The 20,093-nt window shown below is 66.9% G+C and carries 17 protein-coding genes and 3 pseudogenes; 11 read left to right on the top strand and 9 right to left on the bottom strand.

The window, feature by feature from the left end; all coding sequences use genetic code 11:
* Nucleotides 1-226, top strand: a 226-nt coding sequence (locus F8O02_RS05835) for a transposase (protein ID WP_158036287.1), incomplete at its 5' end; no start/stop codon positions are given.
* Nucleotides 227-532: 306 nt separating this feature from the next.
* On the opposite strand, the gene F8O02_RS09015 is transcribed toward F8O02_RS05835, so the two are convergent.
* Nucleotides 533-745: a hypothetical protein gene (locus F8O02_RS09015; RefSeq protein WP_179416373.1), complete on the bottom strand. Its 213-nt coding sequence runs from the start codon at nt 743-745 to the stop codon at nt 533-535.
* 541 nt (nt 746-1,286) lie between these two features.
* Here F8O02_RS09015 and rfbA point away from each other — a divergent pair.
* Nucleotides 1,287-2,147, top strand: a complete 861-nt coding sequence (gene rfbA / locus F8O02_RS05830; RefSeq protein WP_158036286.1) for a glucose-1-phosphate thymidylyltransferase RfbA — start codon at nt 1,287-1,289, stop codon at nt 2,145-2,147.
* Between the two features lie 1,134 nt (nt 2,148-3,281).
* Here the strand turns inward: rfbA and F8O02_RS05820 are convergent.
* Both F8O02_RS05820 and F8O02_RS05815 read right to left on the bottom strand, forming a co-directional pair.
* Nucleotides 3,282-4,355, bottom strand: coding sequence for an IS110 family RNA-guided transposase (locus F8O02_RS05820; RefSeq protein ID WP_158036319.1), 1,074 nt, complete (start codon nt 4,353-4,355; stop codon nt 3,282-3,284).
* Between the two features lie 300 nt (nt 4,356-4,655).
* Nucleotides 4,656-5,312 (bottom strand): annotated as a pseudogene (locus F8O02_RS05815) (ISL3 family transposase); the annotation flags it as partial.
* 122 nt (nt 5,313-5,434) lie between these two features.
* On the opposite strand from F8O02_RS05815, the pseudogene F8O02_RS05810 reads away from it, so the two are divergent.
* The 3 genes and pseudogenes from F8O02_RS05810 to F8O02_RS09205 form a co-directional block, all read left to right on the top strand.
* Nucleotides 5,435-6,622 (top strand): annotated as a pseudogene (locus F8O02_RS05810) (ISL3 family transposase); the annotation flags it as partial.
* A 300-nt stretch (nt 6,623-6,922) separates the two neighbouring features.
* The gene (locus tag F8O02_RS05805) at nt 6,923-7,996 is read left to right on the top strand and encodes an IS110 family RNA-guided transposase (protein ID WP_158036285.1); all 1,074 of its coding nucleotides are present in this window, start codon (nt 6,923-6,925) and stop codon (nt 7,994-7,996) included.
* Between the two features lie 143 nt (nt 7,997-8,139).
* A pseudogene (locus F8O02_RS09205) lies at nt 8,140-8,382 on the top strand (IS30 family transposase); the annotation flags it as partial.
* An 87-nt stretch (nt 8,383-8,469) separates the two neighbouring features.
* On the opposite strand, the gene lepB reads toward F8O02_RS09205, so the two are convergent.
* Both lepB and F8O02_RS05790 read right to left on the bottom strand, forming a co-directional pair.
* A complete protein-coding gene (lepB, locus tag F8O02_RS05795; RefSeq protein WP_158036284.1) occupies nt 8,470-9,165 on the bottom strand; it encodes a signal peptidase I in 696 nt (231 codons plus the stop codon).
* The gene (locus tag F8O02_RS05790; protein ID WP_218859611.1) at nt 9,165-9,647 is read right to left on the bottom strand and encodes a Sec-independent protein translocase subunit TatA/TatB; all 483 of its coding nucleotides are present in this window, start codon (nt 9,645-9,647) and stop codon (nt 9,165-9,167) included. The genes lepB and F8O02_RS05790 overlap by 1 nt, the downstream gene beginning before the upstream one ends.
* Nucleotides 9,648-9,693: 46 nt before the next feature.
* Here F8O02_RS05790 and F8O02_RS05785 point away from each other — a divergent pair, with 46 nt between their 5' ends.
* Nucleotides 9,694-11,001 (top strand): hypothetical protein, encoded by a 1,308-nt coding sequence (locus F8O02_RS05785; RefSeq protein ID WP_158036283.1) that lies wholly within the window; start codon nt 9,694-9,696, stop codon nt 10,999-11,001.
* 1 nt (nt 11,002) lies between these two features.
* On the opposite strand, the gene F8O02_RS05780 is transcribed toward F8O02_RS05785, so the two are convergent.
* The 3 genes from F8O02_RS05780 to F8O02_RS05770 all read right to left on the bottom strand — a co-directional run bounded on the left by F8O02_RS05780 (nt 11,003) and on the right by F8O02_RS05770 (nt 14,072).
* On the bottom strand, nt 11,003-11,620 hold the full coding sequence (locus F8O02_RS05780; protein ID WP_158036282.1) for an arsenate reductase/protein-tyrosine-phosphatase family protein: 618 nt from the start codon (nt 11,618-11,620) through the stop codon (nt 11,003-11,005).
* Between the two features lie 9 nt (nt 11,621-11,629).
* Complete coding sequence (locus tag F8O02_RS05775; RefSeq protein WP_179416372.1) at nt 11,630-13,324, bottom strand: polysaccharide biosynthesis tyrosine autokinase; 1,695 nt, start codon at nt 13,322-13,324, stop codon at nt 11,630-11,632.
* Between the two features lie 106 nt (nt 13,325-13,430).
* Nucleotides 13,431-14,072: a helix-turn-helix transcriptional regulator gene (locus tag F8O02_RS05770; protein ID WP_179416371.1), complete on the bottom strand. Its 642-nt coding sequence runs from the start codon at nt 14,070-14,072 to the stop codon at nt 13,431-13,433.
* A 50-nt stretch (nt 14,073-14,122) separates the two neighbouring features.
* Here F8O02_RS05770 and F8O02_RS05765 point away from each other — a divergent pair, with 50 nt between their 5' ends.
* From F8O02_RS05765 to F8O02_RS05755, 3 genes are all read left to right on the top strand, one after another.
* Nucleotides 14,123-14,746: a hypothetical protein gene (locus tag F8O02_RS05765; protein WP_179416370.1), complete on the top strand. Its 624-nt coding sequence runs from the start codon at nt 14,123-14,125 to the stop codon at nt 14,744-14,746.
* Nucleotides 14,747-14,887: 141 nt separating this feature from the next.
* On the top strand, nt 14,888-16,330 hold the full coding sequence (locus F8O02_RS05760; RefSeq protein ID WP_179416369.1) for a nucleotidyltransferase family protein: 1,443 nt from the start codon (nt 14,888-14,890) through the stop codon (nt 16,328-16,330).
* 147 nt (nt 16,331-16,477) lie between these two features.
* Nucleotides 16,478-17,152 carry a hypothetical protein gene (locus tag F8O02_RS05755; protein WP_158036277.1) on the top strand — a complete coding sequence of 225 codons (675 nt, stop codon included), beginning with the start codon at nt 16,478-16,480 and terminating at the stop codon, nt 17,150-17,152.
* Nucleotides 17,153-17,241: 89 nt separating this feature from the next.
* Here the strand turns inward: F8O02_RS05755 and F8O02_RS05750 are convergent, their stop codons facing one another.
* Entirely contained in the window at nt 17,242-17,754 is a 513-nt protein-coding gene (locus tag F8O02_RS05750; protein WP_158036276.1) for a hypothetical protein, read from the bottom strand.
* A 593-nt stretch (nt 17,755-18,347) separates the two neighbouring features.
* On the opposite strand from F8O02_RS05750, the gene F8O02_RS05745 reads away from it, so the two are divergent.
* Together F8O02_RS05745 and F8O02_RS05740 are read left to right on the top strand one after the other, a co-directional pair.
* Nucleotides 18,348-19,130, top strand: a complete 783-nt coding sequence (locus tag F8O02_RS05745) for an AraC family transcriptional regulator (protein WP_179416368.1) — start codon at nt 18,348-18,350, stop codon at nt 19,128-19,130.
* Between the two features lie 585 nt (nt 19,131-19,715).
* Nucleotides 19,716-20,045 carry a histone-like nucleoid-structuring protein Lsr2 gene (locus F8O02_RS05740; RefSeq protein WP_158036274.1) on the top strand — a complete coding sequence of 110 codons (330 nt, stop codon included), beginning with the start codon at nt 19,716-19,718 and terminating at the stop codon, nt 20,043-20,045.
* Nucleotides 20,046-20,093 lie beyond the last annotated feature (48 nt).

Here is a 20,093-nt window from a genome sequence, read left to right as displayed (position 1 = left end):
CACCGAGGCCCGCCGCCTCGGCCGCACGCTCAAACAGCGCGCCGTCGACATCCTCGCGTTCTTCGACCGCCCCGGCACGAGCAACGGACCGACGGAGGCCATCAACGGCCGGCTCGAGCACCTTCGCAGTTCCGCACTCGGCTTCCGGAACCTCACACACTACATCGCCAGATCGCTCCTCGAAGCCGGCGGATTCAGACCGCTCCTACACTCCCATCCGCGATGAGCCGGGTAAGGCCACTCGTCACTGTACTTCTTCGGCACGGTTCCTCATTTTCCTGTAAACCCCACACGGAGTAAACAATCCCAGAGTCAACCAAGCCCACAGCAGACCCCAGATCTGGTCGCATCCATCGCCTTGCCCGTCCAAGTGTCTGGAGTGTGCGTCGATCACGGCGGACAGGTACAGCCCCCCTAGGCGCAGCGCAGATGCGTGATGTCCGAGACCCCGCGCCCTGTCCAGCTGTCCGGTGTCCCAAGCCCGTTCCACCCGGTCGGAAATGTGATGCGTATCAGCACCGGGGGATGGTGGTCACCGGGGTGAACCGGCGCAGGATGATGCCTTCCAGGCCTGCCGTGCAATCGAGGCGACCGCCGTCTTCCGATCGGCAGCCATGCCCTCACGGGCGAGCTCGGCGGTCACCCGTGGTACCCCGTACATGGCCTGTGGATCGACGAACACCTGCCGCACCCAGGCGTCGCGCACTGACCCGTGCGGCAGCTCGTGGGCCGGGGCCAGCGGCACAGCGAGCCCACCACCCGTAGAACCCGGTCCTGGACTCGCCCACCGGCCTCGCCATCCGAGTGATCTCGAAGTTCGCCCTCTCTCGCCCCATCAGCTCGTAGCACTCGCTCACTGACGGTCCAACGCGAAGAAGGCTGCGGCCCTCTACCACCGCGGAGAGCACTGGCCAGAAACTCGTTGTCCTTCCGTAGCTCCGCATTCTCCCGGCGCAGCCGCGCCGGCTCGGCGCGTTCCTCAACCATCCAGCCACCCCGTCGAAGCCGTGGCAGTGAGGGGCCGCTCCGCGGCCCCCACCAGCCCAGCAGCTGCTCTCCAACGTTCAACGCGCAACCGCAGCGATCGTGCGCCCCGGCCATGCGGCCTGACAACGCTACTCCGGGGTGAACGACCGCCGCCTCTTACGCTCAGACATCTGCTTATGCTTTGAGGCATTCTCCCCTGACGAGAACGAATCCCGCCAGCTCCGGTGTCCACTAAAACAGTGGTAAAGCCCGAGGCTTCGCAGTGCGTCGGGTGTGCGCCGTGTGGGAGAATGGGTTGCATGCGTGGCATCATCCTCGCCGGGGGAACCGGCTCCAGACTGCACCCGATCACGTACGGCATCAGCAAGCAGCTCGTGCCCGTCTACGACAAGCCAATGATCTACTACCCCCTGTCCACCCTGATCCTCGCCGGGATACGGGACATCCTCATCATCACTACTCCGCACGACCAGGACCAGTTCCGCCGCCTGCTCGGTGACGGCTCCCAGTTCGGCATCAACCTCACCTACAAGGTCCAGCCCTCCCCGGACGGGCTCGCCCAGGCCTTCATCCTTGGCGCAGACCACATCGGTTCCGACAGCGTCGCCCTCGTCCTCGGCGACAACATCTTCTACGGTGCCGGGCTCGGCACCCAGCTGAAACGCTTCAACCACATCACCGGCGCCGCCGTGTTCGGCTACCAGGTCTCCGACCCCACCGCCTACGGCGTCGTCGAATTCGACCACACCGGCAAGGCCATCTCCCTCGAGGAGAAGCCCGTCCACCCGAAGAGCGACTACGCCGTCCCCGGCCTGTACTTCTACGACAACCAGGTCATCGACATTGCCAAGACCCTCAAGCCCTCACCCCGCGGGGAACTCGAGATCACCGACGTCAACCGCACCTACCTCGAACGAGGCCAGCTCCACGTCGAAGTCCTCCCCCGCGGCACCGCCTGGCTCGACACCGGCACCTTCGACAGCCTCAACGACGCCACCAACTTCATCCGCACCGTCCAGGCTCGGCAGGGGCTGTTCATCGGCTCCCCCGAAGAAACCGCCTGGCGGCAGGGATTCCTCACAGACGACGACCTCCGCCGCACCGCCGAACCACTCCGCAAAAGCGGATACGAAACTTCACTTAGCACGTTGCTTAGCTAGCAGTCCCAGCTCAGCAGTGCCAACTTCAGAAAATGGCATCAGAGAAAATGCAGCCCGAAACACCTCAAACTGGTTCAGAATATCGACCGCGCATTTATTGTGCAGTTAGTACAATTGGACGATGGGGCCCGCTTTACCGCCTTTTGCAAAACATCGAAAACGCACAGGGCGACGCAGAGGTAAAAGTCGCTATATGCAATCAAAGCACCACCGAACCTCCCTCCTCTTTTATCCGCCATATAAATTCATTATCCACAACTGTGCAAATTACAACTTCCTCATTGCACGGTCTATCAGCCGGGCGTAACGCAGCCGCCAATGAATTCCCCGGCTATGGAGACTACTATTGGTTCCCCAATGATACTACTTTACCAACAGAAGATTTCTTTCATAGACTGCGTCGACTAGCTGCCACAATAGCCTCAGCGCCGCATCTGATTGCTGGGACTATCCAAGACCCGACAGGCCCACGATCAAAAATCCCTTCAGGGATCGACGCCCCTTATTTACTAGAGCCTATTTCCAAAATACGAATCTGGAAAGCAATCGAACCCGTAACTTTAGTTCGCACCGACATCTTCAGATCACTAGGTGGGTTCGACGAACAGTTAGGCACAGGAGCGCCTTCCCCTTGGCAATCCGGCGAGGGAACCGACCTATACTTACGAATAATGGAGCAGGTACCCGCCCCGACCATCCTTTGGGATAACAGTCTTTCCGTACATGGAGTGGGAGAATTCGCAGGCCTATCCAAACAGCAAAAGAGGAGCAAAATACGCTCCTATGCAAGAGGGAACGGCTATATTTACCGCAAGCACAATTACCCATTAGCTTTAAGACTATGGCCATTAGTCAGCTCAGCAACCGTATGGCTGAGAAAACCTAAATTGTATTCAATTTCTGATGCTTACCTTCAGCTCATCGGCAGACTCGAGGGCCTATATCGAAAGTCATCGCCACAGGGCACCGGCCAACCGTGGTTGAGATAAACAGGCTCTTCGCATCTATCGGTGTAGCTGGGGTTTGAAGCCTCCGGTTTCGAGGAGTGCTCGGGTGGTGTAGTTCGTGAGGTTTCTGAACCCGAGGGCTATCCCGCGGAGGTGTTCGAGGCGCCCGTTGAATCTCCTATGTTTGTCAAGTCGTCGCGAGCTGGGTTCGGACTGCGGCGTTGAGGTGTCGGTAGATCTCGCGGGCGAGGTATCGCTTGAGACAGCGGCGGATCTCGCGGAGGGTGCGCCCTTCGGCGGTGCGGCGCTCGACGTAGGCGCGGGTGCGGGGGTCCATGCGCATGCGGGTGACGATGGCCATGTGGAGGGCTCGGTTGAGGCGTCGGTCGCCGCCGCGGTTGATGCGGTGCCGGACGGTGTTTCCTGAGGACGCGGGGATCGGGCTGGCGCCGGCGAGGCTGGCGAACGCGGCCTCGGATCTGATGCGGCCCAGGTGTGACCACGCGGTCAATGCGACTGCGGCGGTGACCGTCCCGATTCCGGGCAGGTCAAGAAGTGTGCCTGCAGGGCTCTGACGGACGAGATCGGTGATCCGCTTGGTGATGTCCTTGAGTTCAGTGTCGAGTGCGGCGACGCGTTTGGCGAGACGGGTGGCTTCGCCTCGGGCTGTAGCGGTGGCGAGGTCTTCGTCGCGTGTTCTCCATGCGGCGATCGTGACGATCTGCGTCGAGGTGAGCGGATGGCGGGCGTCGATTCCGAGGTCGACCACTCGCAGCAACGCGGTGAGGGCGTTGATCGTCGCGGTGCGCTCGGTGCTCATGTGATCACGAGATGCCAGCAGCACCTTGACTGCGGCGCGGATACCGTCGTCAGCGCGTGGCTCGCGCAGCTGCGTATCCTGGAGCGGGAGCGCTGCAGCAGCGATGCGGCGCGCGTCTAAGGGATCGGACTTGCCGATGCCGCGGTTCGCGCGGGCATTCATGCGCGGGGCCTCGACGACCGCGTATCCGGCATCCGATGCGGCGCGCGTCAGACGCGCCCCGTAGGTGCCGGTGCCCTCGATCACCCAGAGCACGCCAGCATCACCGTCGGTGCGGCGTCCGGCCCAGGCGACGGCTCGTGACAGACCCGCTGTGGTGGCGGGGAACTTGGCCTCATCGAGGATCTCACCGGTGGGGCAGGCCAGGATTGAGATGGCGTGGTTGCGGGCGTGGGTATCCACGCCGATGACGAACGGGCGGGTATGGGCGACGATAGCCATGGCGATCGACGTTCCTTTCTTCAAACGGACAGGGTCACGGTCGCTGAGCGGCCGACGCCAGTCCGGGAAGAGGTCACGTCGGGGCGAATCTGTGATGGGCCACGACCCCGAGGGGGTCGGGCAGTCTCCTGATGAGGTCACCGAGGTGGGCCGGATGGCGCCGGCCGCGCCGACCTGAGCGGACAATTCAACGGAAAGACACCGCGAGCGGGCCAATTGCTTCGAGAGTCACGCCCTGGTCGACACGACCGACATCCATCCTGACCAGCCAGTCCCAGACCAGCCAAAGCAAGACTCACAGATCGCTTCGGTGGGGCCGTTGCTGGTGCCGGGCCGGCCGAAGTAGGCAAGCACGTCAGCAGCCCGGTTCTTGAGGGTTCGGCCGAGCGTTCGGAGTTCGGTGAGGGCTGCGGGGACCGCGCTCGAGACCGATTCGATGAGCGTTTCCATCGCGGTCCTGCCGGCAGTTCGGTCGGGGGCCCGGTAGGCGCAGAGCATGCGCTGGTAGATGCCCCAGGTGGCCTCGACCTCGACGTGCTCCGAGCTCGTGAACAGGATCATGAGCCGTTCCCGTTGCCGGTCGGTGAGCAGACTGGCCCCGGTGTGCATGGTGCGTCGGGCCGTGTAGAGCGGGTCTCCGGCCCGGCCACGATGCCCGGTCGTGGTCTGCTGGACGCGCTGCCGGCAGCGGTCGAGGGCGTCGGCGGCGAGGTGGACGACGTGGAACGGGTCCATCACCGTCGTCGCGTCCGGGAGCTCCTCGGTGGCGGCGGTCTTGAACCCGGTGAATCCGTCCATCGCGACGACCTCGACGTGCTGCTTCCAGTCGTCGGGGCGTTCGGCGAGCCAGGTCTTGAACGCCTGTTTCGAGCGGCCGGGGACCATGTCGAGCAGCCGTGAGGGCCCGGTCCGGTTCCTGACGGGGGTGAGGTCGATGATCACGGTCACGTACTTGTCTGGCTCATCACAATCCGGGGTGTAGGCGGGGTGTGATGGTGGTCGGCGCGTCGGTCACTGGGTAGGGGTCGAGGTCTTCCGATGATGGAGGTTCTCACACCGAGCATCTGGAAGACCTCGACGTGCCTGACGCTACCTTCGCTGCGCCTGATCTGACCACCTTCTGCCGGCTCGACGAGCTGGGGCTCGTCGCGGTCGGGCAACGAGTCGAACCGCAACGGGCGGTCATCGCTTGTCGGGTGGTGGAGCCTGACGACTGGTGCCACCGGTGCGGCCAACGCGGACGGTTGCGGGACACCGTGGTGCGTCGGCTCGCGCATGAACCGCTGGGGTGGCGGCCGACCGTGCTGGAAGTGCTCGTCCGCCGGTACCGGTGCGCTGATTGCTGTCATGTGTGGCGCCAGGACATGACGAAGGCGGCCGAGCCCAAGGCCAGGCTGTCCCGCCGCGGGCTTCGGTGGGCACTGGAGGGCATTGTGATCCAACACCTCACCGTGGCACGGATCGCGGAGGGACTCGCGGTGTCATGGAACACCGCCAACGACGCGGTGCTGGCCGAAGGGAAGCGGGTCCTGATCAACAACCCCGGCCGGTTCGAGGGTGTCACCACGATCGGGGTCGACGAGCACGTCTGGAGGCACACGCGTAAGGGCGACAAGTACGTCACCGTGATCAACGACCTGACCGGGCCACGCACCGGCATCGGTCCAGCACGGCTGCTCGACATGGTCGAGGGCCGCTCCAAGAGTGTGTTCAAGACCTGGCTTGCTGAGCGTGACCAGGTCTGGCGAGACAGCGTGGAGGTGGTCGCGATGGACGGTTTCACCGGCTTCAAGACCGCCACTACCGAGGAGTTGCCTGACGCGGTCGCGGTGATGGCCCCCTTCCACGTCGTCCGCCTCGCCGGCGATGCCCTCGACAAGTGCCGCCGCCGGATCCAGCAAGATCTCCACGGCCACCGCGGCCGAGCCGGCGACCCGCTCTATTCCGCGCGCCGCACCCTGCACACCGGCACCAGCCTGCTCACCGACAAACAGAAGACCCGGCTCGACGCCCTGTTCGCCGACGACCAGCACGTCGCCGTCGAGGTCACCTGGGCCGCCTACCAGCGAATGATCACCGCCTACCGCGACCCCGACCCTGCCCGAGGCCGCGACCTCATGAGCAAGCTGATCGCCAGCCTCGCCAGCGGAGTCCCTGCCGCGCTCATCGAGCTCCGATCGCTCGGCCGAACCCTCAAGAACCGGGCTGCTGACGTGCTTGCCTACTTCGGCCGGCCCGGCACCAGCAACGGCCCCACCGAAGCGATCTGTGAGTCTTGCTTTGGCTGGTCTGGGACTGGCTGGTCAGGATGGATGTCGGTCGTGTCGACCGGGGTGTGACTCTCGAAGCAATTGGCCCGCTCGCGGTGTCTTTCCGTTGAATTGTCCGCTCGGGTCGGCGCGGCCGGCGCCATCCGGCCCACCTCGGTGACCTCATCAGGAGACTGCCCGGCCCCGCAGGGGTCGTGGCCCATCACAGATTCGCCCCGACGTGACCTCTTCCCGGACTGGCGTCGGCCGCTCAGCGACCGTGACCCTGTCCGTTTGAAGAGAGGAGCGTCGATCGCCATGGCTATCGTCGCGCATGCCCGCCCGTTCGTCATCGGCGTGGATACCCACGCCCGCAACCACGCCATATCGATCCTGGCCTGCCCCACCGGTGAGATCCTCGATGAGGCCAAGTTCCCCGCCACCACAGCGGGTCTGTCACGAGCCGTCGCCTGGGCCGGACGCCGCACCGACGGTGATGCTGGCGTGCTCTGGGTGATCGAGGGCACCGGAACCTACGGAGCACGCCTGGCGCGCACCGCAGCCGATGCCGGATACACGGTCGTCGAGGCTCCTCGCATGAACGCCCGCGCCAACCGAGGCATCGGAAAGTCCGACCCGCTCGACTCTCGCCGCATCGGTGCCGCAGCACTCCCGCTCCAGGACAGCCATCTGCGCGAACCACGCGCTGACGACGGCGTCCGTGCCGCCGTCAAGGTGCTGCTGGCTTCCCGTGATCACATGAGCACCGAGCGCACCGCAACAATCAACGCGCTCACCGCGCTACTGCGCGTCGTCGATCTCGGCATCGATGCCCGCCGGCCCCTCACCGCGACGCAGATCGCCATGATCGCGGCATGGCAACCACGCGACGAAGACATCGCCACCGCGACAGCCCGAGGCGAAGCAAACCGCCTCGCCAAGCGCGTCGCCGCGCTCGACACTGAGCTCAAAGACATTACCAAGCGGATCACCGACCTCGTCCGCCAGAGCCCTGCAAGCGGCCTCCTCGATCAACCAGGTATCGGCCCGATCACCGCCGCAGTCGCGCTGACATCCTGGTCACACCTGGGCCGGATCAGGTCCGAGGCCGCGTTCGCCAGCCTCGCCGGCACGAACCCGATCCCCGCATCCTCGGGCAACACCGTCCGGCACCGCATCAACCGCGGCGGCGACCGACGCCTCAACCGAGCCCTCCACATGGCCATCGTCACCCGCATGCGCATGGACCCCCGCACCCGCGCCTACGTCGAGCGCCGCACAGCGGAAGGACGCACCATCCGCGAGATCCGCCGCTGCCTCAAGCGATACCTCGCCCGCGAGATCTACCGACACCTCAACACCGCAGCCCGAGCCCAGCTCGCGACGACTTGACAAACATAGGAGATTCAACGGCCGTCTCGAACACCTCCGCGGCTCCGCCCTCGGCTTCCGGAACCTCACCAACTACATCGCAAGATCGCTACTCGAGACCGGTGGATTCAGACCTCAGCTACACCGTGGATTGTGATGAGCCTCATAAGACCGTGACGAAGAACACGGGAATGAAAGTGTATTTCGCTGACCCGCGCAGCCCATGACAGCGCGGCACGAACGAGAACACGAATAGGCTGCTGCGCCAGTACTTCCCGAAAAGAGCCAGCATGGGCCACCTCACTCAGACAGACCTTGATGCCATCGCCACACGGCTCAACGCCCGCCCCAGAAAAATACTCGACTACGACACCCCAGCCGATAGACTCAAACCCCTGTTGCGCTGACGGCTAGAGTCCACCGCCGCTTAACACCGTGTCCACAACTTGCGGGCAAGGCCACGTGCAAGAGGTGGGGATGAGCGGCAGACCGCCCTACGGCGCCCCGGACAGCCGTGGCAGCGGCCAGGCGATGGCGACCACGTGGCCGACGACGTCGCGCTCGTCGGCGAACCGGGCGCATCCATCGGCGGCGGGGTCGGCATCCGTCAGCCCGCGGCAGGCGATGACCGAGTCGCTGGAGACGGAGCGGTGGTCGCCGAGCACGAGCAGACTCCCCTCGGGCACGGTGATCTCGGGCAGGCAGCGGCGCGAGCGTGGCGTGGTGTCGCAGTCGAGCACGCCGGCGGTGAACGGCAGGTCGTCGTAGACGTAGGGCTCGTCGAGCGCCTCGCCGTTCACCTGCAGGTGCCCCTCGGCGTCGCAGCACGAGACAGTGTCGCCGCCCGTCGCGATCACCCGCTTGACCAGGTGATGCGCGTTGCCCGGGCCGTAGCCGAATGCGCCGAGCGTGCCTTTGATCACGGCCTTCCATGCCGGGGTGGCCGTGGTGGCCGTCTCCCAGTCGTCGTCGGTCGTGAACACGATCACGTCCCCGCGCTGTGGCTGCCGGCCGAACCAGCCCGCGGTGCGGTCGACGAGGATGCGGTCGCCCACCTCGAGCGTCGTCTGCATCGAGCCGCTCGGCACGGAGAACACCTTGATGCACACCGCCTGCACGAGCCCGAAGACGAGGAACGCGATGACGAGATGCGCCCACGGGCTGCGGAGCGCGCGGCGCAGCGCCTGCATCAGTCCTCCGCAGCGGGGGGCTGGGCATCGGCCGCCGCCTCAGACGCCGGCGTCGGCTGTGCGCTGGCCTGGTGCGCGGTGGCGGCGCGTGCGGTGGTGGCATCCGCTGTGGCGGCGCCTCCCGGAGCGATGTCTGCCGGAACGGTGCCTGCGTCGGTGGCACCTGCAGCAGCGGCACCTGCCGGCGTGATCTGTGCCGGCGCGCGGGGAGCCGGGCGCGGCGGCGTGGGCTCTCGCAGCGCCTCACGCACGATGCGGCGCGGGTCGTACTGGCGGGGGTCGAGCTGACGCCAGTCGACGTCCTCACCGCCCAGCTCGCGTTTGATATCGTCCTTGTGGCCGAGCCATTCCGCCTTGAACTTGCGGGTCATCCGCCCCAGCCACTGGGCGTAGGCCGGCAGATTCTTCGGGCCGATCACGAGGACGGCGACGAAGAGCAGCAGCAACAGCTTCTCTCCGGACATTCCCATGACAATCAGCATACGTGCTCGGCACGGGGACTCGTGACACACAGGATAGAATGCGGCCGTGCGACTTCGCGTTCTCGAGCTCCCCGTCGACCTCACGTTTGGGGCGGAGGTCTCGACGTCCGATCGCCGGCGCATCGAACAGGCCTGGGCACGATGCGTGGATGCGACATCCACTGCTCCGGCCGTCACCGCTGACGAGGCCGGGGCGGCTGCACTGCACGTGGTGTTGCGTGTGGGCGAAGCCGGCCAAGACGCAGGGGAGGGCCTGCGTGGCGAAGCCGGCGAGGAAGCCGGGAGCGGTGTCCGCACCGACGGCGCCGAAGCGGACGCGTCCGCTGCGGACACCCGCACCGTGCGTGGCCCCACCCTCGCATACGCGGAGCAGTCGCTCACCTCGCGGCTGACCCTCTGGGGCATCGACGACGCCCGCCGCCGGCTGCTCATGCTGCACGCGCTGGGCCTGAGCGATGAGCAGGGCCGGGTCGCGATCCTCGCGGCGCCGAGCGGTACGGGCAAGACCACCTTCGCACGCACTGGGGGCGCCGGCCTCGGGTACGTGACTGACGAGACGGTCGCGATCACACCAGAGGGGCGGATCGTGCCGTATCCGAAGCCGCTCTCCGTCATCGAGCAGCCGGGGCGACCGAAGGTGCAGATCGGGCCGGACGCGGTCGGCCTGCGTCGGCCCCCGCAGACGGCCCTGCGGCCGACGCTGCTCGTCATGCTTGACCGGCAGGAGGAGCCCACGGAACCCCGGCTGGAGCCGATGGAGCCTGCGGACGCGCTCGTCGCCCTGATGCCGCAGATCTCGTACGTGGCCGACACCCCGGGCCGGCTGGCGGCTGTGGTACGGGCGATCGAGCGGTGCGGCGGCATGCGCCGGCTCGTCTACGCCGAGGCGGCCGAGGCGCTGCCGGTCGTGCGCCGGGCGCTGGCCGAGTCCGCCCCGGTCGCCGTCGACTGGGCGCCGGCCCTGCCAGACGCCGGGGCGGATGCGCCGGCGCAGGATGCCACGGATGCGGCGTCGAGGGGGCAGCGGGCTCCGGCGCCGGCGCCAGCGGGGCCGGAGTCATCGGTTGCGTCGGCTGACGAGACGGCATCGGTGGTGCGGATCGGGCAGAACGTGCTCGACGCGATCTGGATCAGTGACGAGGTGCTCGCCCTGGTCGACCGCCGGGTGTACCGTCTGCAGGGGCTCGGTGCCGCCATCTGGCAGGAGCTCGCCCTCGCCGGCGGCGAGATCGGGTGGGATGCACTCGTGGCCGAGCTGCAGGGGCAAGGGCAGCCGCCCGTTGGCGAGGCCGACATGGTGACGCTGCTGGATGCTGCGCTTGCCGTGCTGCGGGAGAGCGGACTGGTCCGCTGAGTCAGTGCAGCCCGCGGATGAGCCCGGCCACCAGACGATCGAGTGTCATGGCGACCTCGGCGTAGACGTCGGGAGCGCGACGGTGGGGGTCGGGCACGTCGGCGGTGTCTGCGGCCTGGGCGCGCAGGCGGTGCGCCTGCCGCACCAGGTCACGCGGGGTGGCCCTCTCTCCGGTCAGCGCCGGCAGCAGGCTGACGAACTCGGTGAGCAGGAACGTCTCTGGCAGGGCCATCGGGTGCCTGCGCAGCAGCAGCGTGCGATGCCGGGCGGTCATCACGAGCACCAGGTCGCACTCGGCGATGAACGCGTCGTCGACGGCACGAGAGTGGTGCTCGGTCGGTGCCCCGGGATGCCGGTCGAGCAGCTGCTCGGTCATCATCGGATCCATGGGGGTCCCGGTGGCCGCCTGCAGCCCGGCGCTCGTCGCCCGCATGCGGGGGTCGGCGGCGGTCAGCGCGGTGAAGGCGGCCTCCGCGTACGCGGAACGACAGATGTTCGCAGTGCACACGAACCCGACGGTGAACGGCCCCGCTCCGTTGGGAGGCGAAGGTGACTTCAGCGGCTCGGCGGCGGCACGGGTGCGCGAGAGCAGGTCGCGGGTCTCGGCGCGGAATCGCATGGTTCCGGTTCAGCGGCGCGAGGACGTCGTGGCGTCGTCATACGGGCCGAGGAGCGGTTGCGGACGCCGCTGCGGGGACCTGGCCTGCTGAGGCCCCGGCGCGCCCGGGGTGCGGTGCAGCGACTCGACCAGCGGCGCCCGGGCATGCGTCGTGCCTGGCGCTGGTGGCCGTCTGCTCGAGACGGCGCGCGGATGTGACTGTGCAGTGGGGCGCTGTCTCCGAGAGCGTCTGGAACCGTGCCGCTTCGAGCTGTGGTCGGATTCCTCGCCGTAGTAGTCGCCGCCGTAGTAGCCGTACGCGTAGCTGTCGAGGCCCTTGGTGGGCACGCGGTTGAGCACGATGCCCAGCGTCGTGCCCTTGACCGCGTCGATGCGCTCCAGCGCCTGCTGCAGTGAGTCGACCCGGGTCTGCCCCGCCGAGGCGACGATGAGCGCGCCATCGGTCCGGGCGGTCAGCACAGCGGCATCCGTGACCGGCAGCAGCGGCGGGGCGTCGAGCAGCACGGTCGCGCCCTCGGCGACGAAGGACTGCACGAGCTCGTGCAGAGCGTCAGAGCCGAGCAGCTCGCTGGGGTTCGGCGGGATGCTGCCTGCCGGCAGCACGAACAGGTCGAGCTGCGGATCGGGCCGGGTGATCGTCACCTCCAGCGTGGCGCGGCCGGCGAGCACGTCGGAGAGGCCGACCTCGCCAGGCACGTTGAAGGTGTTCGCCACCGTGGGCTTGCGCAGGTCTGCGTCGATGAGGATGACGGTGCGGCCGGTCTCGGCCATCGTCACCGCGAGGTTCGCTGCGACGGTTGACTTGCCGTCGCCCGGCAGCGCCGAGGTGATCACGATTCCCCGAGGCGGATCATCGACATCGAGGAAGTCGATGTTCGTGCGCAGCTCGCGCAGCGACTCGCTGATGTGCCGGACAGCGGAATGGCGACGCGCGTCATGCTGGCCGGCATCCTGGATCAGTCGAGAGCTTGCGCCGACCAAGGCCTTTTCCAACGGCAGAGTGCCGATGATGGGCTTCTGCATGGTGCGGGCGACGTCATCGGCCGACCGGATGCGCTTGTCGTACTGGTTGCGCAGCAGCGCGTAGCCGAAGGCGAGCAGCAGACCGGCGAGGGCCCCGACCGCAAGGTACAGCCGGCGGTTCGGGGAGGTGGGCGAGGTGGGCACTGCCGCAGACTCGAGCGACGTCAGCGTGGCGGCCGGCGTCGCGGTCGTCTGCTGAGTCGTGCCATCGCCCGTCGCATTCTCGCTCTCACCGCTCTCGAGCTTCGCGATCTCGGTGCTCATCGCCCGGATCCAGGCGTTGGCCAGGTCGCTTGCCCCTTGTGCCGTCGAGGCCTTGGCACTCACCTTGATGGTCACGGTGTCGGTCGGGGCGGTGACGGTGATCTGGTCGACCAGCTGCTCGGGTGTCGTGTTCAGACCGAGATCCTGGATGACATCCTCGGCGACAACGCGCTTCTTGCCCAGATCGGCGTAGGACTTGGCCCGTGACTTCGCGTAGGTGTCGCCGGCCACCGCGGTCCCGACACCGCTGCCGGACGAGGACGTGCTGGGTGTGGTGATGAATCCGGATGAGTCGGCGGTGTACGTCTTCGGCTGGATCACGGTCACAGCGAAGGCGATGAGCGTGCCTCCGACCAGACCGACGAGCAGGGCGAGCCAGTATCGACGTGCGATCCTCAGATAGGCCTCAAGTGTCACGGGAGCGATTCCTCTTCGAAGCGTCGCATGCTCGAGCGGCGGCATGCATCGGCGATTGGGCGGCCGATCGGCGCGCCGGTTGCGCGCTCACGGCCCACGGGGCAGACTACCATGCCTGCCATCCATGCTCGGCGAGCGCTCGGCGCAGCGCCAGGCGGCTGCGCCCGAGTCGTCCGCCCAGCTTCTTGCGCACGCTGGACAGGTGCGCCTTCACCGTGCTCGGGGTGATGTGCAGGCGTTCGGCGACCTCCGCGATCGAGGGCTCGTCGGGGTCCAGGTAGAGGTCGACCACCTCGCCCTCGCGCCGGGTCAGCTGCAGGCGATCCGGGGTGATCGAGTTCGCCCAGAGTCGGGCGGTGACATCGCGTGCGTGAGTGGCGGCGGCACGTGGGTCGCTCAGCAGTGCCACCAGTCCGTCCAGACTCTCGCTCACGTCGACCAGATGCTGGGCACCGCTGAACGCCATCGCCTGCATCAGCTCCGCAGAGGTCCCGTCATGCAGTGCGACGATCTGCGCCCCGGCCTGCACCCACCAGCGCATCGCCCGCAGCAGCGCCGTCTCGCACAGACCCCGCACGTCCACCACGAGCCATGTGCACGGCCGTCTCAGGGGGGCGGATGGCGCTTCCAGCACGGTCGGGGCCAGCAGGGTGACGTCATCGACGAGATCGCCCGGCAGCTCGTGCCGCAGGGCGTACCCCAGCGCCTCGGAGTCCAACCGATGGGCGGTGGTGATGAGCAGATGCATGGTCGTCGCTAGAGTGTGAGGGACATGGTCGTCATGCGGGGAGGTGGGACGTGAAGATCGATATCGTCGACGACACGCCATATCTCGGGGCCGCGTTCGCAGCCTACTGCGCGGAGCATCGGGATGCCGCATTCGAGGTCGGCATCGTGGCAAGCTCGTGGACGTCGTTCGCCGCCGCCTGGCCAGCTCTGTCGAACCCGGTCCTGTGCAAGGCCGAGCTGCGCGACCACGTGCCGGCCGCACTCAAAGTGCGGGCGCTGCGCAGGCTGGGCGCCCCGGCGATCGTCGTGCAACATCGGGCGTCGCCGGTGCATGAACGGCGACTGCTGCGAGAGGGCGCGGGCGCGGTCATCGACAGGCAGAGCCGGCTGGTCGAGCTGATCGAGGTCATCGCCCGCGTCGCATCCAGGTGGAGCGGGGCGGAGCCCTGTCCGGACGCGACGGCCGATGTGCTGCTGACCGACCGGGAGCTGCAGATCGCCGCGCTGTTCTGCGGCGGAGCTGCTCCGTCGGCGCACACCCTGGGGTCGGCGCTCGGGCTGAGCACCGACACCGTCCGAGCACACCTGGCACGGGCCAGACGGCGTCTGCGAGCGCTGGGCGACAACGTGAGCAGTCGGGCGGGGCTGCGGCGGTCATTGATCGCCCGTGGGTTCCTGTACCCTGAACTGTGACCCCAACACCCCGTCGTGAATATCTCGGGCGTGCACTGCCACGTCACACCAGTGTGGGGCGCGAGCGGCTGAGGCGGGGGAGGTGCGTCGGCCAGGGTCGAGGCACCCCGGACCGTTCGACAGGTGAGCGAGGAGAGGGCGTTGCGACAGAGGCTTCCGCTCGAGGTGGGCATCCGTCTCGGCGCCGCATGGGTGGCCGATGTCGCCCGGGCCGAGGGTGTGCGCGTGCTCTTCGTCAAGGGACTCGCCGCAGAGACACAGGGACTGCGGCCGCGCGGCGAGATCGGCGGCGACATCGACATGCTTGTCGAGCCGCCAGGGTTTCGCCGACTGGTGCGGGCGCTCGTGGACCGTGGGTGGCTGGCCCGGCCGCTGACCGATCAACGTTTCCAGATCATCCGCTACCACTCCGTCACCCTTGTGCACCCCGAGTGGCCCTGCGACATCGACGTGCATTACTACTTCCCCGGCTTCTTCGCGACGGCGGATCAGGCATTCGAGACACTGGCCGCGGACGCGGAGCAGGTACACAGCGCAGGCGGCCTGCTACCGGTGCCGGCACCAGACCGGCATGCGCTGCTGCTCGCGGTCAACGCACTGCGCAGTGGAGACACGCCCAGAGCCCGTGCAGAGATGGGGCGCATGGCCGAGCGGTTCGCCCAAGGACGGCGGTGGGCCGAGCTGCAGCCGGTCATCGCTCGCCTTCGTGCGGGCAGCGTCCTGCAGCCGTTCGCTCGGCGATTCGGCCTAGCTGAGCCTGTTCCGGATCTAACCGTGGCAGAGGCCCGGGCCTGGCGCCTGTGGGTCGATGGCGAGGCCGGTGGTGCCGCACAGCTGGTCAATCACCTGCGCACCCATGGGCTGCGCGGGGCGTGGGCGCTGATGCGCTGGGCGGTGTGGCGTGACGGTGATCAGCTGCGACTCGCCCACCCAGAGACCCCGCCGGGAGCCTGGGCCACGATGCGCGGCAACATCGCGCGCTGGGGGCGCGGTGTGCGTCAGGGAGGGCGCATCGTCACCCGTCTTGCGCGGCGGTCGACCCGGCCTGCGACCGCCGCCGACGCCACCGTCGTGTTAGCCCCGGAGTTCGGCGGCGCGGTGGAGCCGGAGGGCACCCCGCACGCGCGCATCCGCGTCGACGGCGGGCATGTCGAGGTCACCGCGGAGTCGGAGGCGTCGGAGCGGGCGGCGGATGCGGTGGCCGGCCTGGCGGGGCGTGCCACAGTGGCGGGTGGGCGTCGCGTCGACGGGGCTCTTGGCGTTGCCGGCCCGGCGAGTGAGGCAGGAGCGCGCCTGCGCCCCGATGACCGGGTGCGCCGGGTGCCCGCGCTCGAGGTGTTCCGCTGTGACGTGCTGTACGCCCTGCCCCATGCCGACGATGGGACGATGCCGAAGGTCGTGTGCGTGAGCGGCGGAGCCCGGCTGCTCCTCGACTGGTGCGAGGCTGGGCCGGTGGACATCCGCGCGCTCGGCACTCGCATCGAGGCGATCTCTGAGCTGCCCGCGGACGTTGCAGCTGTCGAGGCTGCGAACACCGCAGAGATGCTGCAGCAGGCCGGGCTGCTCGAGCGCACGGCTGACTGACTGACTCGGTTCTTCCAGACTGACTACACCTTCTGGGTGCATTGGCCGACAGACGTGCGGCGGCACCATAGCGTTGCGCGTGAACATGCATCCAATGCGGGGGAGACGTCACCTCGACGCCTCGGCCCATGACCGGAAGGAAGCGACATGTCGAATGAATTCGAGGAGCTCGGCGCTCGCGGAGTGCAGCGCCGCACTCTGATGAAGGGCGCCGCCTGGGCGGCCCCGGCGGTGGCACTGGCTGCCACCGCGCCGCTGGCGAGTGCGTCGGTCACAACGCTGTCTGCGGTCTGGGGAGATAACAGCACGGACGTGGCCGTGGTCAATGTGCTCGGTGGCGGCAGCGTGCTGGGGGCGGATGTGCTCAAGGCGCAGGTCCCTGAGACCCTGACCATCGCGAACGGTACTGGTGCTCTTGAGAGTGGCGAGATCACTGGGGAAATCGTCGTGGCGCCACAGGTTGGTGGGGGGCTGAACCTTGGAGGGAAGCCACACGGCCTCGCTGTCAGCGGGGTGAGCCCTGCCAGCGGGGTCAATGCGGTGAATACCGGAGGCGGCTATGCGGCGTTGCTCGCGTGGAAGCCTGATGGCAGCAAGACAACCTTCAGCGTTGAGCCGATCGCCAGCGGTGGCAGCCAGGTGCTGAACCTCTCTTGGTCAGCGATTGCAGGTGACACGATCGTGCTGAAACTCGGACTCGTGGACGCCAGGTATGATCTGACGATCAACCTGTACCGGGCCTCTGACAATGCATTGCTCGCCACTGCGACCAAGACCATTTTCTCGGTTCTGAACCTGCAGCTGCTCGGCACGGACGCTTAGCGGCTCTTCGCAGTCTCACGCATAAGGCTCGGCCCCCGAATGGGGGCCGAGCCTTAATACGCTGTTCCTCTTGCCTCGGAGAGGCAGACTCAGGCCTGCACTGTGGCGGTATGCGATGCCGTCGCGCTGATGCTCGCTGATGTGCCGGAGAAAGTGACTGTGCTCCCCACCGCGCCACCGAGGGTGTAATTGACCTTGATCTCGGAAATCGTCGTGCTTGCCGTGGCGGTGACGGTGTAGACGCCGTTACCATCGGGGCCGGACAGGGTGCCGCCCGTGACGCTGTTGATGGTAAAGTTCGCGCCTGCAGACGGGGTGATGGTGAGGATCGTGTCGCTCGGCATCACCGCGGCATTGTTGTCATTGTCGAGACTCTCCAAGGTGAAGACGCCAGTGCCACCGCCAGTGGGGTAAGTGGCTCGCCCGCCCGTAGCGAAGTACGCGGGATCCTGACTGGGCTCCACCGGGCTGGCGGCGGCGAATGCCGGAGTGGCCGCGGCAAGCGTCACCGCCGGAGCAGCCCAAGCGGCTCCCTTGAGCAGGGTCCGCCGTGACGGGCGGCGGTTCTTCATCTTTTCATCAGACATGTTTTCAACAGACATGTGGACATCCCTCATCTCTTCATGGACTGGTGTGGCTGCCGCGATGCCTCCTGCTGTGGGAACCGCCGGGCATTGCCGTTCACGAACCTAGGGGGAAGGGTCGTCGGCTGGTGTGATCGGGTCGAAGCCTTGCGGCAATCATGCTGAAAGATGACGCAACTGTGTCATTGGAAGCCGGGGCAGCGCGCTGATCCCCTGACAGAAGCCTCAGTCCAAGCCGATGCTGGGCGCGCTATGAGTGTGCGTCGCCGATGTGTTGGCCTGCTCCGCTTCCTAGGACGCCGTCTGATACGGGTGACCCGTGTCCCAGCTGAGGGTGAGCGGTTCTCCTCCACCGGGTGAATCTCTGGGTGAATTGTATCCGAATCCCTGCCGGCAGTCAATCCTGCAGCCACTCGGCAGCTTAGGGTGCCAGTGCCGAGCAAGCGGTGGTGAGCATGACTGCGCCCACCGATCCGGACAGTATCAAGAGTTCAACGGGGTGAGCAGCCATGCCGATCGTGCGCTGTGCGCCTCTGCCGCAAGAATCGGAGCACCTGCCACATGGGAGCGGCCCCGAGGTCACAGTGACCCGTGTAGACGTCCGGGGCGGCATGGCCATCGAACACTCCCCCGGCCGGCTGACCATTGTGCTTGTGTATACGGGGAAGTGCCGCATTGATCAGATGCTCCTCAGCGCTGGCCAGGCAGTGCTTCTTTCTCCGGAGGAGTGGCCGAGGATGCGGGTCTCGGGACGTGCCGTGCTGTTCGTCGTCCGCGTCCATGAGGCAACGCACGCCGTTCGTGCAGGCAGCCGTACTGCGCCTCTCTGCTGGAATCCGCGCCTGGGACTCGCCTTCGCCCTCGTGCTGGACACACTGTTCCACGAGGGGCGAGGCAGCACCGTGCCCGTCTCGAAGAAGAGGCCGACGGGCGTGCTCATCGCTGAGTTTCTGAAGGCGGCACTCGTCCCACAACCGGGTGGCGTGATGACGCCGGGCGACTCGGCCGTCGCGCGCACGCCGGTGGCAGCGGAGGCGACGGCGGCCGAGGCTCCCGTGGCCGATGTGTTCTCTCAAGTGACCGAACTGGTACGGGATCGTCGAACAGATCCGACGTTCAGCGCGGGTGACGTTCCCGACCTGCTGCACCGCTCGGCGAGCACAGTACAGCGCGCCTGCCGCGAGCATGGCACCACGGTGCGGCAGATGCTGCGCCGGCAGCGAGTGGAGCTCGCCAGCGTCCGGCTCGGCGACCAAGGCTGGTGCGACGTCTCCATGGACGTGGTCGCCCATGCGGCAGGATTCGTCTCGGCCCGCGCCATGCGCGCAGCGTTCCTCGCGGAGGGACTGCCAGTGCCGCGGATCGTGCGCAAGCAGGGACTACCGTCGCACTGATGGGTTTCGCGGGTCGGGTGGCCCCGGCCTCCGCATCGTCGGTCGGGTGGATTCTCGGATGACATCGCGATGCCAGCCTCCTCTGCTGTCTGCGAGCCGATACCTTGTGCTTGTCAGACATGCGCATCGCCGAGCGGACTGCGAGTGTCGTCCCGCAGAGCACGGGCATATTCAACGCCAGTATCTGGGGCGGCGCGGAGCGGACAACATCTATTACGTCGGAGGCTCGCCGGTGGAGCACTCACCGCGTGCTCCTGGTCCGCGTGAGGCGCCGTGCTCGCGGCGGTGCGGATCAGCTGGGCATCAGCTGAGCCGAGGCGGCCGGAATCGGAATTCGAATTCAGACTGAGACATTACCTCTGGCAAGTCTCGTCGGAATGGAACGCGTCTGGTGGGATGCACGGGTGGGGCATGAAAGTGCGGCACCGTGCTCGACCGTGCTCGAATGCATTTCATTCGGGAAGCACGCTTATCGGGTTGCATGCGGCGTCCAGCGCTGCGACAATGGCTTCGCATGAGAAGTGCGCGTGAAACACACGAAGCGCTTATGAGCGATATCCCATTTTATGGGAAAGGGAGCTGACCATGGCAGAGAAGATCTTTCGCGTTGACGACATCGACGGTTCGACCATTGCAGAGGGCAATGGCGGCACGGTGACATTCGCGTTCAATGGCACGAAGTACAGCATCGATCTGACGAAGGAGAACGAGCAGAAGCTCGCCGACGCGTTAAAGCCCTTCATCGATCGGGCTCGCCGGGTCGGCACGTCGGGTGGGTCGTCGAGCTCCTCGCGCTCGGCGAAGCGGCGTGACCTGTCGAAGGTGCGCGACTGGGCGACCGCAAACGGGTTCAAGGTGTCGGAGCGGGGCCGGGTGCCCGCTCGCGTCCTCGAGGCGTATGACGCCGCGCACTGACGCGTGACGGGCATGGGGTCTCGGCGGTGGGGCCAACACCAGGCCCTG

Source organism: Pseudoclavibacter caeni (assembly GCF_008831125.1).
Lineage (GTDB): Bacteria > Actinomycetota > Actinomycetes > Actinomycetales > Microbacteriaceae > Pseudoclavibacter_A > Pseudoclavibacter_A caeni.
The sequence above is the reverse complement of the archived record's forward strand: the minus strand, read 5'-3'. Positions and strand labels throughout refer to the sequence as shown.